This is a genomic window from Bacillus sp. sid0103, assembly GCF_019219025.1.
The window spans coordinates 1-16,136 of sequence record NZ_JAHUWN010000005.1 but is presented as its reverse complement, the minus strand read 5'-3'; the positions used below and the strand labels follow the sequence as shown (position 1 = coordinate 16,136).

General features: G+C 39.5%; 13 protein-coding genes and 1 rRNA gene. 8 read left to right on the top strand and 6 right to left on the bottom strand.

Annotation, left to right across the window (positions count from 1 at the left end):
• Nucleotides 1-15: 15 nt before the first annotated feature.
• From mnmG to rpmH, 6 genes are all read right to left on the bottom strand, one after another.
• Nucleotides 16-1,905 (bottom strand): tRNA uridine-5-carboxymethylaminomethyl(34) synthesis enzyme MnmG, encoded by a 1,890-nt coding sequence (mnmG, locus tag KW850_RS07115; protein ID WP_218346878.1) that lies wholly within the window; start codon nucleotides 1,903-1,905, stop codon nucleotides 16-18.
• Nucleotides 1,906-2,080: 175 nt separating this feature from the next.
• Nucleotides 2,081-3,466, bottom strand: a complete 1,386-nt coding sequence (gene mnmE, locus KW850_RS07110; RefSeq protein ID WP_218346877.1) for a tRNA uridine-5-carboxymethylaminomethyl(34) synthesis GTPase MnmE — start codon at nucleotides 3,464-3,466, stop codon at nucleotides 2,081-2,083.
• Nucleotides 3,467-3,758: 292 nt separating this feature from the next.
• Nucleotides 3,759-4,382 (bottom strand): RNA-binding cell elongation regulator Jag/EloR, encoded by a 624-nt coding sequence (jag, locus tag KW850_RS07105; protein WP_218346876.1) that lies wholly within the window; start codon nucleotides 4,380-4,382, stop codon nucleotides 3,759-3,761.
• Entirely contained in the window at nucleotides 4,379-5,155 is a 777-nt protein-coding gene (spoIIIJ, locus tag KW850_RS07100; RefSeq protein ID WP_218346875.1) for a YidC family membrane integrase SpoIIIJ, read from the bottom strand. Before spoIIIJ ends, jag begins: the two co-directional genes overlap by 4 nt.
• Before the next feature lie 313 nt (nucleotides 5,156-5,468).
• The gene (gene rnpA / locus KW850_RS07095; RefSeq protein WP_218346874.1) at nucleotides 5,469-5,810 is read right to left on the bottom strand and encodes a ribonuclease P protein component; all 342 of its coding nucleotides are present in this window, start codon (nucleotides 5,808-5,810) and stop codon (nucleotides 5,469-5,471) included.
• Between the two features lie 52 nt (nucleotides 5,811-5,862).
• On the bottom strand, nucleotides 5,863-5,997 hold the full coding sequence (rpmH, locus tag KW850_RS07090; protein ID WP_218346873.1) for a 50S ribosomal protein L34: 135 nt from the start codon (nucleotides 5,995-5,997) through the stop codon (nucleotides 5,863-5,865).
• A 786-nt stretch (nucleotides 5,998-6,783) separates the two neighbouring features.
• Here rpmH and dnaA point away from each other — a divergent pair.
• The 8 genes from dnaA to KW850_RS07050 form a co-directional block, all read left to right on the top strand.
• Nucleotides 6,784-8,130 carry a chromosomal replication initiator protein DnaA gene (dnaA, locus tag KW850_RS07085; protein ID WP_218346872.1) on the top strand — a complete coding sequence of 449 codons (1,347 nt, stop codon included), beginning with the start codon at nucleotides 6,784-6,786 and terminating at the stop codon, nucleotides 8,128-8,130.
• Nucleotides 8,131-8,324: 194 nt separating this feature from the next.
• The gene (gene dnaN / locus KW850_RS07080) at nucleotides 8,325-9,461 is read left to right on the top strand and encodes a DNA polymerase III subunit beta (RefSeq protein WP_218346871.1); all 1,137 of its coding nucleotides are present in this window, start codon (nucleotides 8,325-8,327) and stop codon (nucleotides 9,459-9,461) included.
• Nucleotides 9,462-9,585: 124 nt separating this feature from the next.
• Nucleotides 9,586-9,801 carry a S4 domain-containing protein YaaA gene (yaaA, locus tag KW850_RS07075; protein ID WP_218346870.1) on the top strand — a complete coding sequence of 72 codons (216 nt, stop codon included), beginning with the start codon at nucleotides 9,586-9,588 and terminating at the stop codon, nucleotides 9,799-9,801.
• Nucleotides 9,802-9,824: 23 nt separating this feature from the next.
• Nucleotides 9,825-10,943: a DNA replication/repair protein RecF gene (gene recF / locus KW850_RS07070; protein WP_218346869.1), complete on the top strand. Its 1,119-nt coding sequence runs from the start codon at nucleotides 9,825-9,827 to the stop codon at nucleotides 10,941-10,943.
• 9 nt (nucleotides 10,944-10,952) lie between these two features.
• On the top strand, nucleotides 10,953-11,201 hold the full coding sequence (gene remB, locus KW850_RS07065) for an extracellular matrix regulator RemB (RefSeq protein ID WP_218346868.1): 249 nt from the start codon (nucleotides 10,953-10,955) through the stop codon (nucleotides 11,199-11,201).
• 60 nt (nucleotides 11,202-11,261) lie between these two features.
• Complete coding sequence (gene gyrB / locus KW850_RS07060; protein WP_374226283.1) at nucleotides 11,262-13,187, top strand: DNA topoisomerase (ATP-hydrolyzing) subunit B; 1,926 nt, start codon at nucleotides 11,262-11,264, stop codon at nucleotides 13,185-13,187.
• Between the two features lie 26 nt (nucleotides 13,188-13,213).
• Complete coding sequence (gene gyrA / locus KW850_RS07055; RefSeq protein WP_218346867.1) at nucleotides 13,214-15,745, top strand: DNA gyrase subunit A; 2,532 nt, start codon at nucleotides 13,214-13,216, stop codon at nucleotides 15,743-15,745.
• Nucleotides 15,746-16,026: 281 nt separating this feature from the next.
• Nucleotides 16,027-16,136 (top strand): 16S ribosomal RNA (locus tag KW850_RS07050); the annotation flags it as partial.

The window sequence follows — 16,136 nt, the reverse complement described above, 5'->3', positions numbered from 1 at the left end:
ATCTTCCTCACATAATTATTCATTCGAAACCCTTGCGATTTTCCCCTGTTCAAGGTACACAAGCAAGATGGAAATATCGGCTGGATTTACACCCGATATCCTGGATGCCTGGGCAATGGACAGTGGTTTAACAAGCTTCAATTTCTGTCTAGCTTCTGTCGCCAGTCCTGAGACGGCATCATAATCAATATTCTCAGGGATTTTCTTATCTTCCATTTTCTTTAATCGTTCGACCTGCTGCAGGGACTTTGTAATATATCCCTCATATTTTAATTGAATTTCCACCTGTTCTTTCACTTCTTCGTCTAAAGCAACCTCACTAGGGAAAATGGTTTCCAGCTGATGATACGACATCTCTGGTCTTTTTAATAAATCGGAGGCACGGATTCCATCCTTTAATTCACTGCCGCCGATGCTTCTAATCATTTCTTGAACCTCTTCCGTCGGTTTCAGGAACGTAGACTCTAAGCGATGCTTTTCAGATTCAATCGCTTCTTTTTTAGTCAAGAACTTTGCATAACGGTCGTCACGAATCAACCCGATTTGATGACCAATTTCAGTTAAGCGTAAATCGGCATTATCATGACGTAATAGCAAACGATACTCTGCCCGTGATGTTAATAAACGATAAGGTTCATTCGTCCCTTTTGTAATCAAATCGTCAATTAACACTCCAATATAGGCATCGGAACGACTTAAGACTAACTGGTCACGCCCAAGTGCATTTAAACCCGCATTAATCCCGGCCATTAAGCCTTGACCTGCAGCTTCTTCATAGCCCGATGTTCCATTAATTTGCCCGGCAGTATATAAATTTTTAACAACCTTTGTTTCAAGTGTAGGCCATAGCTGTGTAGGCACAATTGCATCATATTCAATCGCATAGCCCGAACGCATCATTTGAGCATTTTCTAGTCCCGAAATAGACTTTAGAATCCGCTGCTGCACATCTTCTGGTAAGCTGGTTGACAGCCCCTGCACATAAACTTCCTGCGTATGCCTGCCTTCAGGCTCAAGGAAAATTTGATGACGCGGCTTGTCATTAAAGCGGACCACTTTATCCTCAATCGAAGGGCAATAACGCGGACCTGTCCCTTTGATCATTCCAGAAAACATCGGAGAGCGGTGAAGGTTTTCATCAATGATTTGATGGGTTGCTTCGTTTGTATAAGTTAACCAGCATGGGAGCTGATCAGTAATATATTTCGTTGTTTCATAAGAAAACGCCCTCGGAGTATCGTCACCAGGTTGAATTTCTGTTTTACTGTAATCAATCGTATTACTATTGACACGCGGCGGTGTTCCCGTTTTAAAGCGAACCAGGTCAAAGCCTAGTGCTTCAAGATGTTCGGATAATTTGATGGATGGCTGTTGATTATTCGGACCACTCGAATACTTCAAGTCACCAATAATAATTTCACCACGTAAGAAAGTACCCGTAGTAATAACGACGGTTTTTGAACGATAAACCGCTCCCGTTTTGGTAACAACGCCCGTACATACGCCATCCTCAACGATTAATTGTTCAACCATCCCTTGGATTAAGGTCATATTTTCTTCTTCTTCAATCGTTTTTTTCATTTCATGCTGATAGGCAAATTTATCTGCCTGTGCCCGTAACGCCCGCACCGCCGGCCCTTTACCGGTGTTCAGCATTCTCATCTGGATATAGGTTTTATCAATATTTCGACCCATTTCGCCGCCAAGTGCATCTATTTCCCGGACAACAATTCCCTTAGCCGGACCTCCAACTGATGGATTACATGGCATAAAGGCAACCATATCGAGGTTAATGGTAATCATTAATGTTTTTGCGCCAATTCTCGCGGCAGCAAGGCCTGCTTCACAGCCGGCATGTCCTGCCCCAATGACAATAACGTCATAATTTCCTGCTTCGTATTGCATGTTGTTCCTCCTTTTCCGTATGCTACGGAAACATTGCGTTTTACTTTAATTAATGTCTAGCTTCTGCGCTTAAGGGCTCGGGGGCATAAGCCCCTGTGCGCTTTGGATAGCTCCAGCGAATAATCGTCACAGGAACAAGCAGTGCTGGTTCCGAAGGCGCTTTTAGCTTTTCTATTTATTTCCCTAAACAAAATTGTGAGAATAATTGATCGATCAGGCTTTCATGGACACTTTCGCCAATGATTTCGCCAAGTAATTCCCACGTTCGAGTTAAATCGATTTGAATAATATCAATGGGAGTACCCATTTCTACTCCCTCAATCGCTTCTTCAATCGAATGTAGACTTTGGCTCAATAAGCCGATATGGCGGCTGTTTGAAACATACGTCATATCACCAGCATCAATCGAACCTGCAAAAAATAACGAGGCGATAGCTTCCTCTAACTCATCGACACCACGATCTTCAAGCAGGGAGGTGGTGACAACCTTATGCTCTTTCGCTAACGCTTTTACCTTGTCAAACTCAATTTTTTGCTCCAAGTCTGTTTTATTAACGATAACGATAACATCCATGTCTTTAACCACTTCAAACAGCTTTTCATCTTCTGCGCTCAGATGTTCTGCATAATTTAAAACCAGCAAAATCAGATCTGCCTCTTGTAACACTTGACGGGAGCGTTCAACCCCAATTCGTTCGACAATATCCTCAGTTTCTCGGATCCCCGCTGTGTCCAAGAGCCGAAGCGGCACGCCGCGAACATTCACGTATTCTTCAATAACATCCCTTGTTGTGCCAGGAATATCGGTTACGATCGCTTTATTTTCATGAACAAGGCTGTTTAAAAGCGAAGATTTCCCTACATTTGGGCGGCCAACAATAGCTGTCGACAATCCTTCTCGTAAAATTTTCCCTTGTTCCGACGTTTGTAACAGTTTTTTGATCTCTTCCCGAACAAAATGGGCTTTTTCTGACAACATTTTATGCGTCATTTCTTCGACATCGTCATATTCAGGATAATCAATATTGACCTCGACATGGGCAAGGATTTCTAAAATTTCCTGCCTAAGTCTTTGAATCAACTTTGATAAACGCCCTTCCATTTGCCCTAACGCTACATTCATAGCACGATCTGTTTTTGCTCTGATTAAATCCATTACCGCTTCCGCTTGCGATAAATCAATCCGTCCATTTAAAAATGCTCTTTTTGTAAATTCTCCTGGCTCCGCCAGTCTCGCTCCATTCGTCAGTACCAACTGGAGCACTCGATTTACAGAAACAATCCCGCCATGGCAGTTTATTTCAACAACATCTTCTTTTGTAAAAGTTTTCGGCCCCTTCATCACGGATAGCATTACTTCTTCGACCACTTGCTGTGATTTCGGATCAAGCAAATGTCCATAGTGAATCGTATGGGTTGCTGCTTCCGTCAGCTTCTTCCCCCCGATACTTCTAAATAGCTTGTCTGCAATCGGAATTGCCTCATCACCACTCAATCGGACAATCGCAATCGCACCCTCTCCCATCGGAGTCGATATGGCCGCAATCGTATCATATTCCATTTCCTTCACCTCACACTAAAAACTGTTCATCTATATAAAAAATGATTTTTTCTCCAAAACACTAGAATACCACAACATGTTCTTGTTAAAAAGCAAACCATCTTCCTACCGAACTATCCACAGTTCACTTTTATCTCATTATTATTTTAACTTATCCACATGTGAATAACAATAAAACGAAAAACGAGAAAAGATTTATGTTATCAACAACTTCTTTTTTCGACATTTTTTGCGAGAGAGCACAAAAAAAGACATCCTACCATTCGATAGGATGTCTTTTATACAGATCTCATTATCTTTTCGCTGGAGAAATCACAATATAGCGATGTGGTTCCGATCCATCAGAAAATGTCTTAACACGTTTATTATCGGATAAAGCAGCATGAATAACTTTACGCTCATAAGAAGGCATTGGTTCTAGCGTTACATCTTTTCCAGACTTAACCGCCTTTTGGGCAAGTCGATGTGCTAATTGAACAAGCGTTTCATTTCTTCTTTTCCGGTAATCTTCAGCGTCTAAAATCACGGTTAAATACTGATTCGAAAAACGATTAACGACTAATTGGGTCAAATATTGGAGTGAATTTAACGTTTGCCCTCTTTTTCCAATCAATAAGGCGATCTTTTCTCCGGTCATAATGAAGTGAACATGTTTCCCCTCACGTTTGATTTCTATTTCCGCTGGAGCACCCATTTGTTCACTTACCTGAGTAAGAAATTTCTTTGCTTCCTCAATTGGGTCAATGATGACAGTTACTTTGACCACTGCGGGACGGGAACCAAAAATACCGAAAATCCCTTTTTTACCTTCATCAATAATATCAATATCTGTGCGGTCTTTGCTGATTTGTAATTGAGCTAAAGCTGATTTTACTGCTTCTTCGACAGTTTGTCCTGTAGCAGTTACCTGTTTCACTTTTTTGCTCCTCCCGCATTACCGGATGATTTTGCCGTTTTCAGATCCGGTCCTTTAATAAAATACGTTTGCACAATCATAAAAATATTTCCGACTACCCAATACAAGGAAAGAGCAGCAGGGAAATTAAAGGCGAACACAACGATCATGATTGGCATCATCCAAAGCATCATCGCCATTTGCGGGTTCTGCTCTTGACCAGCCATCATCAATTTTTGCTGAATAAAGGTGGTGATACCAGCAATAATTGGCAAAATATAATATGGATCTTTATCTCCTAGGTCAAACCAGAGGAAATTATCTGATGCAATTTCCCTTGTTCGTGAGATTGCATGGTAAAAACCAATTAAAATTGGCATTTGCACGATTAACGGAAAACAACCAGCCATTGGATTGACGCCATGCTTTGAAAACAATGCCATTGTTTCCTGTTGCAATTTTTGCTGAGTTTTTTGATCTTTCGAACTATATTTTTCACGAAGTGCCTTCATTTCTGGCTGCAAGGCTTGCATCGCTTTCGAACTTCTTGTCTGCTTGATCATCAGCGGCAAAATCGCAAGGCGAATGAGAATGGTTACGACAATAATCGATAACCCAAAGCTGCCCCCAAGGATATGCGCCCCTTCTTTAATCAACCAGGATAATGGATAAACAATGTACTCATTCCAAAAGCCCGTACTCTCCGAAGTAATTGGTTTTTTTATTTCACTACATCCTGTCAGCAGGATAAAGACAGAAAGTAAGCCAACTACTAGTAATATTCGTCTTTTCAACCAAAATTTCCTCCCTACAATAAAGATAGTGAAACCACTCTATGTATTATTTTTTTGTAGACTGTTTTCGTATAGATTGTTGTTTTTCGAACAGGTTCATCAACCCGTATTCCTAAATGCATCGCAGCATTTTTTCGTATAGAACATTGGCAAATATGCCCTTGTAACTTAGTAAAATTACTCCAAAATTAACAAAGTTTACGAAAAGAGCCTTTTTATAAGATTTCAAAAGTATTTTAACACTTACGCAAAGGAATTGTCTGCAATATGATGAAATTTTCAGGCGAATTCCTTCGCATTTATGTCCTTACCGTCACTTTTTTAAAACTTTCCCGACTTTAAAGACATGGGTCAAACTTTTTTTCACCTCAAAGACATCCATTTCCGATGCAGGTTTCCTGGCAATGATGACATAGTCATTCCCTTTCGCCAATTGTTCGTTCAGCTCAAAAATAGATTGTCTTACATAACGTTTGATCCTATTCCTTGTGACAGCATTTCCGATCTTCTTACTAACAGACAGGCCGATCCGAAAATAATCTTGTCCCTCTTTTGCTAAGGAATAGACGACAAACTGCCGATTGGCAAAGGACTGACCTTTTTGAAATGCTGCTTGGAATTCTTTATTTTTTTTAATGCGTAGCTCTTTTTTCATAAAAAAACACCCTCAGTCGGATTAGAAAAAAGACCACTGACTTTTCAGTGGTCTATGCTGATAATACTTTTCTTCCCTTTAAACGACGACGAGCTAGAACCTTACGGCCATTAGCTGAGGCCATACGACTACGGAAACCGTGGACTTTACTGTGTTTACGCTTATTTGGTTGATATGTTCTTTTCATATATGACACCTCCCTAAAGGATGCTATCAAGTTTAAATGACAGTCTTACTCATTATAATAACCTCACCATAAAATTGTCAACTGTTCTTCGATATTGTCCCCATTTCCAATTTTTATTGAACATGAATTAGCTAATTTCCAGAAATTCTATTCTTATAGGAACAGCTCCAATAGCAAAGGAAAAGAATTCATTTTTTTACCCTAGGCACTGTAAATCGACAGTCGTGATTTTTGCAAAATCCACTCCCTTTACGCGGACAGCTCGTCAGCCACCTGGTTGTGGATATTTTTTCGACATTTTTTTTGCTATCCACACAAGATATTGACAGGTTTTGCACAAAACATCTACTTGTGGACAAATATTGTGCACATATTGTTGTCGTTGTGGATAAACTACGAAAAGGCATTGCGCCTCAAGCAATTATTTGATATTATATTTGTGTTTTCACTCTGAATAACTTTATCCACACAAATACGTTATCCACAAATTGTGGATATCATGTGGATAGCTTATCCTAGGGTGTTGTAAAAAGTTGTCCACAAGAAGTGGATATTGTCGAAACTCCACTTTACTTCCTTATTATTTATTATCCACATTCACTAATTCGTATATTTATAAATTAATAGGTTGTACTGCAAGTATAAACATCATTTCACAACGGAAAATGACCCAGTCGGATGGGATTACTCCGTCCTAAACTATTTATTGGAGTAAGACAGGTATTACTGCACGTGTGCTAGTTTTCATACATGGTTTTTATTAACGCAAAAAAGGAGGGATATTATTTGGAAAATATTGCGGATCTTTGGCATGCTGCACTAGCCAATATAGAGAAAAAGATTAGCAAACCAAGCTTTGACACATGGCTTAAGTCAACCAAGGCCCATTCCCTTCAAGGTGATTTGCTGATCATAACGGCTCCCAATGAGTTTGCTCGTGATTGGCTTGAAGAACGGTATTCGCAGTTAATCTCCGGCATTCTTTATGAGATTACCGGGGAAGAGCTTTCTGTTAAGTTTATTATTCCGCAAAATCAAAAAGATGCAGAAAACGAAGTGCAATTACCTCCCAAAAAGGTAAAAAAAGATGATGACCATGGGGAATTTCCTCAAGGAATTTTAAATCAAAAATATACCTTTGATACCTTTGTTATTGGCTCAGGCAACCGGTTTGCCCATGCAGCATCACTCGCTGTAGCTGAAGCACCTGCAAAAGCATACAATCCCCTCTTTATCTATGGAGGAGTAGGATTAGGAAAAACGCACTTAATGCATGCGATTGGCCATTATGTTTTAGATCATAATCCTGCGGCGAAGGTCGTTTATTTATCGTCTGAAAAATTTACAAACGAATTCATTAATTCGATTCGTGACAATAAAGCAGAGAATTTCCGAAATAAATATCGAAATGTCGACATTTTACTTATAGATGATATTCAGTTCTTAGCTGGAAAAGAATCAACCCAGGAAGAATTTTTTCATACGTTTAATGCACTGCATGAGGAAAGTAAACAAATCATTATCTCGAGCGACCGGCCGCCACGTGAAATTCCAACGCTGGAGGACAGGCTTCGTTCGCGGTTTGAATGGGGATTAATTACTGATATTACTCCACCTGATTTAGAAACAAGGATTGCCATCCTTAGAAAGAAGGCAAAGGCAGAAGGTCTTGATATTCCTAACGAAGTCATGCTCTATATTGCCAATCAAATTGACTCCAACATCCGTGAACTCGAAGGTGCGCTAATCCGCGTGGTTGCTTACTCTTCTTTAATTAATAAAGATATTAATGCCGATTTGGCTGCTGAAGCATTAAAGGATATTATCCCTAGTTCAAAGCCTAAGGTGATCACCATCTTGGATATTCAGAAGACAGTTGGGGAACTCTTTAGTATAAAACTTGAGGATTTTAAGGCAAAAAAGCGGACAAAGTCACTTGCCTTTCCTAGACAAATTGCTATGTACTTATCACGGGAATTAACCGATTATTCTTTGCCAAAAATAGGAGAAGAGTTTGGGGGCCGCGATCATACGACCGTGATTCATGCCCATGAAAAGATTTCTAAACTTCTTCAATCCGATGCCCAGCTGCAAAGACAAATGAAAGAACTACACGAACTTTTGAAAGTCTAACCATAAATGAATTATGTGAATAACTTCTCTGTATTTACACACAGTCTGTCCACATGTGGATAGGCTGTGTTTCCGTTGAAAAAATGAGTTATCCACATACTAACAGGCCCTACTAGTACTTCTTCTATTTTTTTTAAAAAAATATATTATGTTATTGCAATAAAAAATATGCTTAAAACGGAGGATTACATGCGATGAAATTTATCATCCAACGAGATCGATTAGTCCAGAGTGTTCAAGATGTTATGAAGGCTGTTACAAGCAGAACCACCATTCCAATCTTAACGGGAATCAAAATTACAGCTACAGCAGAAGGAGTTACCTTAACGGGAAGTGATTCAGATATTTCCATTGAATCGTTTATTCCAAATGAGGATGCTGGGGATGAAATTATTGAAATCAAACAAGCTGGATCCATTGTCCTTCAAGCAAAAGTCTTTAGTGAAATTGTCAAAAAACTGCCGACAGATTCAGTAGAAATTGAAGTATTAGGCTCACTTCAAACTGTCATTCGCTCAGGAAAATCTGAATTTAACTTAATCGGTCTTGATGCAGAAGAATATCCTCACCTGCCACAGATAGAAGAAAATAATAAATTCCATATCGCCACGGATTTATTAAAAGCGATGATTAGACAAACGCATTTTGCAGTGTCCACCTCAGAAACACGCCCCATCTTGACAGGTGTAAACTGGCGTGTTGAAAATGGGGAATTAAACTGTATTGCAACAGATAGTCATCGTCTTGCATTAAGAAAGGCGAAAATCGAAACGACTAATAACGAAAATTATAATGTGGTCATTCCCGGAAAAAGCTTAAATGAGCTTAGTAAAATTATAGATGACAGCAATGAACTCATTGATATTGTTATCACTGAAAATCAAATTTTATTTAAAGCGAAGCACTTATTATTTTTCTCAAGATTGTTAGAAGGAAATTATCCAGATACATCGAGATTAATCCCAAGTGAAAGTAAGACGGATGTGACCGTTAATACCAAGGAATTTTTACATGCGATTGATCGTGCCTCGCTATTAGCAAGAGAAGGGAGAAATAATGTAGTTAAGCTTTCAACGATTGAAGGCGGGCTGATTGAAATTTCTTCTAATACACCAGAGGTTGGGAAAGTAGTCGAAGAGATTCAAAGCGAAGCGATTGAAGGGGAAGAATTAAAGATTTCCTTTAGTGCGAAATTTATGATGGATGCCCTAAAAGCACTAGAAGGGACAGATATCAGGGTAAGTTTTACTGGGGCAATGCGTCCTTTCGTCATCCGTCCGCTTCATGATGAAACGATCTTGCAATTAATCTTACCAGTTCGAACATACTAATTTCATACAAGTAAAAACTCAATGCCACCAACTAAAGGTGGCTTTCTTTTAGTTTCCTTTGTAACTCTGGCGATTATTTAGTAAAATAAAGTATTGAGACCATTTTAGAAACGAGGGTGACGATTTGCCTGAAAAAATTAAGCTTGATACAGAATTTATTACATTAGGCCAATTCCTAAAACTAGCTGATGTAATTCAAACTGGCGGCATGGCGAAATGGTTTTTGAGTGAACATGAGATATTTATTAACGGCGAACAAGATCAAAGAAGAGGAAGAAAGCTGCGCTCCGGTGACCAAATCAGAATTCCTGGCTTTGGAGAGTTTGTTATTACCGAATAGCAAGGCTAAAGGATGCGTTTCCTATGTATATCGAAAAATTAGCGCTCACCGATTATCGAAATTACGAAGAATTGTTCGTAGAATTTGAAAATAAAGTAAATGTGATCTTGGGAGAAAATGCTCAAGGGAAAACAAATGTGATGGAATCCATCTATGTTTTAGCAATGGCTAAATCACATCGTACTTCTAGTGACAAAGAACTTATTCGCTGGGACCAAGAATATGCTAAAATAGAGGGTAGGGTAAAAAAACAACACAGTTCGCTTCCGTTGCAATTAATTATTTCGAAAAAAGGTAAAAAGGCGAAATGCAATCATATTGAGCAGCAAAAACTAAGTCAATATGTAGGCAATATGAATGTGGTGATGTTTGCTCCTGAGGACCTTAATTTAGTAAAAGGCAGCCCGCAAGTCCGCAGACGATTTATAGATATGGAGATTGGACAGGTTTCACCAATTTATTTACATGATATGAGTCAATATCAAAAAATACTACAGCAGCGCAATCATTATTTAAAAATGTTGCAGATAAAAAAACAAACCGATCAAACGATGCTGGAGATTTTAACAGAACAATTTATAGCCATGGCTGTGAAAATTGTCACAAAACGATTTGAGTTTCTGCGTCTCCTTCAAAATTGGGCAAAACCCATTCATCAAGGAATTTCTAGAGGTTTGGAAACACTCGAAATTACCTATAAACCGTCGGTAGAGGTATTAGAAGAGCAAGATTTGTCGAAGATGATAGCATGCTTTGAAGAAAAGTTCAGCAAGGTTAGAACGAGGGAAATTGAACGAGGAACTACGTTATTCGGTCCCCATCGAGATGATCTCATTTTTACTGTCAACGGTCGAGATGTGCAAACATTTGGTTCACAAGGCCAGCAGCGGACCACCGCATTATCCTTGAAACTTGCTGAAATTGAATTAATTTATGCTGAGATTGGAGAATATCCAATTTTACTATTAGACGATGTTTTATCGGAATTAGACGATTACCGGCAGTCTCACTTGCTTAATACAATCCAGGGGAAGGTCCAGACTTTTGTGACAACCACAAGTGTCGAAGGTATTGATCATCAAACATTAAGGGAAGCCTCAACATTTATCGTTGAAGCAGGAAGGATAAAGAAAGTTAATTGAGGTGAACCCATGTATATCCATATCGGGGAAGATATCAATATTAGAGCTAGAGACATTATTTCTATCTTGGATAAGGAGAGTGTAAAAAACTCGCCGCTAGTCAAAGAATTCCTCGAGGCACGTAAGGAAAAAGTAATTAATCTATCCAAAAACCCCTTTAAATCAGTCATTGTTACATATGACAATGTTTACTTATCCCCGATTTCTTCTGGAACTTTAAAGAAACGTTCAAATCAAATGAGTATACATGAATTTTAAAGTACTACATGTTTTATTGATTATAGATATATTTTTGTCAGAAGGTGCAGGTGAACAAGCATGACTTTGGAACAAAAAGCAGTGGAACAAACATATGGCGCGGATCAAATACAGGTTCTAGAAGGACTTGAAGCTGTTCGAAAAAGACCTGGTATGTATATTGGGTCAACTAGTGGTAAAGGGCTTCATCATCTTGTTTGGGAGATAGTTGATAACAGTATTGATGAGGCGTTGGCAGGTTTCTGTAATGAAATCAATGTCATTATTGAAGAAGACAATAGTATTACCGTTAAGGATAATGGACGTGGAATTCCGGTTGATATTCAAGAAAAGATGGGTAGACCAGCTGTTGAAGTTATAATGACAGTTCTTCATGCCGGCGGTAAATTCGGCGGCGGAGGCTATAAAGTTTCTGGAGGACTACATGGTGTTGGTGCATCAGTCGTAAATGCCCTGTCCACAGAACTTGAGGTCTATGTCCACCGTGATGGTAAAATTCACTCGATTAAATTTGAACGTGGTGCAGTAGTTCAAGAATTAGAGGTCATTGGAACAACTGATGTTACGGGTACCGTTACACACTTTAAACCCGATGGTGAAATTTTCACGGAAACATTGGTTTATGAATTTGACATTCTGGCTACTCGTCTTCGGGAACTCGCCTTCCTAAATAGAGGAATAAAAATCACGATTGAAGATATGCGGGTTGAAAATAAACGTAATGAATACTACTACGAGGGCGGAATTAAATCTTATGTCGAACATTTAAACCGCACTAAAGAAGTTATTCATGATGAACCGATCTATATGGAGGGTGAACGTGACGGGATTAGTGTCGAAGTTGCCCTCCAATATAACGAAGGGTATACAGATAACATTTACTCTTTCGCAAATAATATCCACACCTATGAAGGTGGAACGCACGAATCAGGCTTTAAAACAGCTTTAACAAGAGTCATAAATGATTATGCTAGAAAAAATGGCCTAATTAAAGAGAATGATACCAATCTATCTGGTGAGGATGTACGTGAAGGTATCACGGCAATCGTCTCCATCAAACACCCTGATCCGCAATTTGAAGGGCAAACGAAGACAAAGTTGGGAAATTCCGAAGTCAGAGCGATCACGGATACCGTTTTTGCCAGTACATTTGATAAGTTTTTATTAGAAAACCCGACTGTGGCTAGAAAAATAGTCGATAAAGGTTTGATGGCAGCACGAGCAAGGCTGGCTGCTAAGAAAGCAAGGGAATTAACACGCCGTAAAAGTGCGTTAGAGGTTTCTAGTTTACCTGGTAAATTAGCGGACTGTTCTTCTAAAGATCCTTCTGAAAGTGAAATTTATATCGTTGAGGGTGACTCTGCCGGCGGTTCTGCGAAGCAAGGACGCGACCGTCATTTCCAAGCAATTCTGCCGTTAAAAGGGAAAATCCTAAACGTTGAGAAAGCCCGTCTTGATAAAATTCTTTCTAACAATGAAGTTAGAGCAATGATTACAGCAATTGGAACTGGAATCGGCGAAGAATTTGATATATCTAAGGCTCGTTATCATAAGGTTGTCATCATGACAGATGCCGACGTCGATGGTGCACATATTCGAACACTTATTTTAACGTTCTTTTATCGTTATATGAGGCAGCTATTAGAAGCGGGCTATATTTATATTGCTCAGCCGCCGTTATATAAAGTCCAGCAGGGCAAACGAGTGGAGTATGCTTATGATGACAAAGAACTTGACCGAATCTTTGCTGAACTGCCAAGTACACCTAAGCCGAATATTCAGCGTTATAAAGGTTTGGGAGAGATGAATCCTGAACAGTTATGGGAAACAACAATGGACCCTGCGAATAGAAGTATGCTTCAGGTGAATCTTGAAGATGCTATCGAAGCAGATGAAACCTTTGAAATGCTAATGGGTGAAAAGGTCGAACCTCGCCGTAATTTCATTGAGGCGAATGCTCAATACGTGAAGAATTTAGATATATAGAGAAAAGGTGAAAGGAGGAAATAAGTATGGCTGATACCCCAAATTCTCAAATAACAGAGATTAATATTAGTAAGGAAATGAAAACTTCCTTTCTTGACTATGCGATGAGCGTTATCGTTTCTCGTGCCCTTCCAGATGTTCGAGATGGATTAAAACCGGTACATCGTCGTATTCTATATGCTATGCATGATCTTGGAATGCATTCAGACAAACCCTATAAAAAATCAGCCCGTATCGTTGGAGATGTAATCGGTAAATATCACCCGCACGGGGATTCTGCTGTTTATGAAACAATGGTACGGATGGCGCAGGATTTTAATTATCGTTATATGCTCGTTGATGGTCATGGGAATTTCGGTTCTGTCGATGGTGACGGAGCTGCTGCCATGCGTTATACAGAATCGCGAATGTCGAAAATCTCGATGGAGTTATTGCGAGATATAAACAAAGATACGATTGATTATCAAGATAACTATGATGGTGAGGAAAAGGAACCAGTCGTTCTACCGGCACGATTCCCTAACCTTTTAGTAAACGGTACAACGGGAATTGCTGTAGGAATGGCGACGAATATCCCACCCCACCAATTGGGAGAAGTCATTGACGGAGTGTTAGCACTAAGTCGTGACCCTGAGATTTCTACCCAAGAGCTCATGGAAATTATCCCTGGGCCAGACTTCCCCACCGGCGGAATCATCTTGGGCCGGAGCGGTATTCGTAAAGCATATGAAACAGGCAGAGGATCAATCACTGTCCGTGCGAAAGTTAAAATAGAACAAAAAGCCAATGGAAAAGAAACGATCATTGTTAAAGAATTACCATACCAAGTAAATAAAGCAAAATTAGTTGAAAAAATTGCTGAATTAGCTCGCGATAAAAAAGTTGAAGGCATTACCGACTTAAGAGATGAATCCGACCGTAAAGGAATGCGGGTTGTTATTGAAGTTCGTAAAGATGCAAATGCCAACGTCCTTTTGAATAATTTATATAAACATACAGCGCTACAAACAAGTTTCGGGATTAACACGCTTGCACTAGTTAATGGACATCCAAAGGTATTGACCCTTAAACAATGTTTAGTCCATTACTTGGATCATCAAAAAGTGGTTATCCGCCGCAGAACAGAGTTTGAACTCCGTAAAGCAGAAGCTCGTGCGCATATCTTAGAGGGTTTAAGAATTGCTTTAGACCACCTGGATGAAGTGATTAATTTAATTCGTAGTTCACAAACGACTGACATCGCCCGTGAAGGCTTGATGACTACCTTTAGCCTTTCTGAAAAGCAAGCTCAAGCCATTCTCGATATGCGTTTACAGCGTTTAACAGGTTTGGAAAGAGAAAAAATTGAAGAAGAATATCAAAATCTAGTGAAGTTGATTGCTGAATTAAAGGCCATTTTAGCTGATGAGGAAAAGGTTCTTGAAATTATCCGTGAAGAATTGACGGAGATTAAAGAGCGCTTCAATGATACACGCCGGACAGAAATTGTGACAGGCGGAATTGAAAACATTGAAGATGAAGATCTAATCCCACGTGAAAATATTGTCATTTCCTTGACACACAATGGGTATGTTAAGAGACTTCCAGTTTCCACTTATCGTGCGCAACGACGTGGTGGTCGTGGAATCCAAGGAATGGGAACAAATGAGGATGATTTTGTTGAACACTTAATAACGACTTCAACTCACGATACCATCCTATTCTTTACCAACAAAGGTAAGGTTTATCGTTCAAAGGGATATGAAATTCCAGAATTCAGCCGGACGGCGAAAGGGATTCCAATTATTAACCTTCTTGGTATTGAAAAAGGAGAATGGGTCAACGCCATTATTCCAGTTGAGGAATTTGTGGATGACTGGTTCTTGTTCTTTACAACTAAAGAGGGAGTCTCAAAACGATCTCCATTAACATCGTTTGCCCATATCCGCAACAATGGTTTAATCGCTTTAAGTTTGCGGGAGGGAGATGAACTAATCTCTGCTCGCTTAACGGATGGCAGCAAAGATATTATTATTGGTACCAAAAAAGGTATGCTCATTCGTTTCCCGGAAACAGATGTTCGATCAATGGGACGAACAGCCACAGGTGTCAAAGGGATTTCGTTAGATAGTGATGATGAAGTGGTTGGAATGGAAGTTTTAGAGGAGGACAATGATGTCCTCATTGTTACTAAAAATGGTTATGGAAAACGGACAACTGCATCTGAATACCGTATCCAAGGAAGAGGCGGAAAAGGGATCAAAACCTGCCATGTAACTGAGAAAAATGGAAAACTTGTTTCGATGCGTGCTGTTACAGGCAATGAAGATCTCATGCTTATTACTACGGGCGGTGTCCTAATTCGGATGGATGTAGGCGGTATTTCTAAAATGGGCCGAAACACACAAGGTGTGAAACTCATAAGCATGAAGGAAAGCGAAGATGAATTTGTAGCTACTGTAGCTAAGGTTGAAAAAGAAGAGGAAGAAGAAAACCTCGACAATCATTCATCCGATGTGGAGGAAAATGCTTTAGAAGATCATGATTCTGATGTGATTTCTGCTGAGGATGAAGAATAAATAATGGGGGGAGCACACGTGGTGTGTTCCCTTTTCTGTTCACTCCTAATCGCTGTTAGTACGAATGTTATAGGAATAAAATATTTTTATAATCGGCATAGTAAAAAAAAGCAGAAAAATGGTTGACTTTCATTTATACAGATGATATATTTATTAAGTCGCTTACGAGGGACAGAGAAATTGTTCTTTGAAAACTAAACAAACAAAATCGTGCAAACAAACAATAAAATTTAGCTTCAATTAAGAAGCTAAGCCAACGTAACAAAATGAGCTAATCAACTTTCTTGGAGAGTTTGATCCTGGCTCAGGACGAACGCTGGCGGCGTGCCTAATACATGCAAGTCGAGCGAATCAATAGGAGCTTGCTCCTGTTGGTTAGCGGCGGACGGGT

Coding starts and splice junctions, on each gene's coding strand:
- mnmG (WP_218346878.1), bottom strand. CDS start 1,905: ATGCAATACGAAGCAGGAAATTATGACGTTATTGTCATTGGGGCAGGA.
- mnmE (WP_218346877.1), bottom strand. CDS start 3,466: ATGGAATATGATACGATTGCGGCCATATCGACTCCGATGGGAGAGGGT.
- rnpA (WP_218346874.1), bottom strand. CDS start 5,810: ATGAAAAAAGAGCTACGCATTAAAAAAAATAAAGAATTCCAAGCAGCA.
- rpmH (WP_218346873.1), bottom strand. CDS start 5,997: ATGAAAAGAACATATCAACCAAATAAGCGTAAACACAGTAAAGTCCAC.
- dnaN (WP_218346871.1), top strand. CDS start 8,325: ATGAAATTTATCATCCAACGAGATCGATTAGTCCAGAGTGTTCAAGAT.
- recF (WP_218346869.1), top strand. CDS start 9,825: ATGTATATCGAAAAATTAGCGCTCACCGATTATCGAAATTACGAAGAA.
- remB (WP_218346868.1), top strand. CDS start 10,953: ATGTATATCCATATCGGGGAAGATATCAATATTAGAGCTAGAGACATT.
- gyrB (WP_374226283.1), top strand. CDS start 11,262: ATGACTTTGGAACAAAAAGCAGTGGAACAAACATATGGCGCGGATCAA.
- gyrA (WP_218346867.1), top strand. CDS start 13,214: ATGGCTGATACCCCAAATTCTCAAATAACAGAGATTAATATTAGTAAG.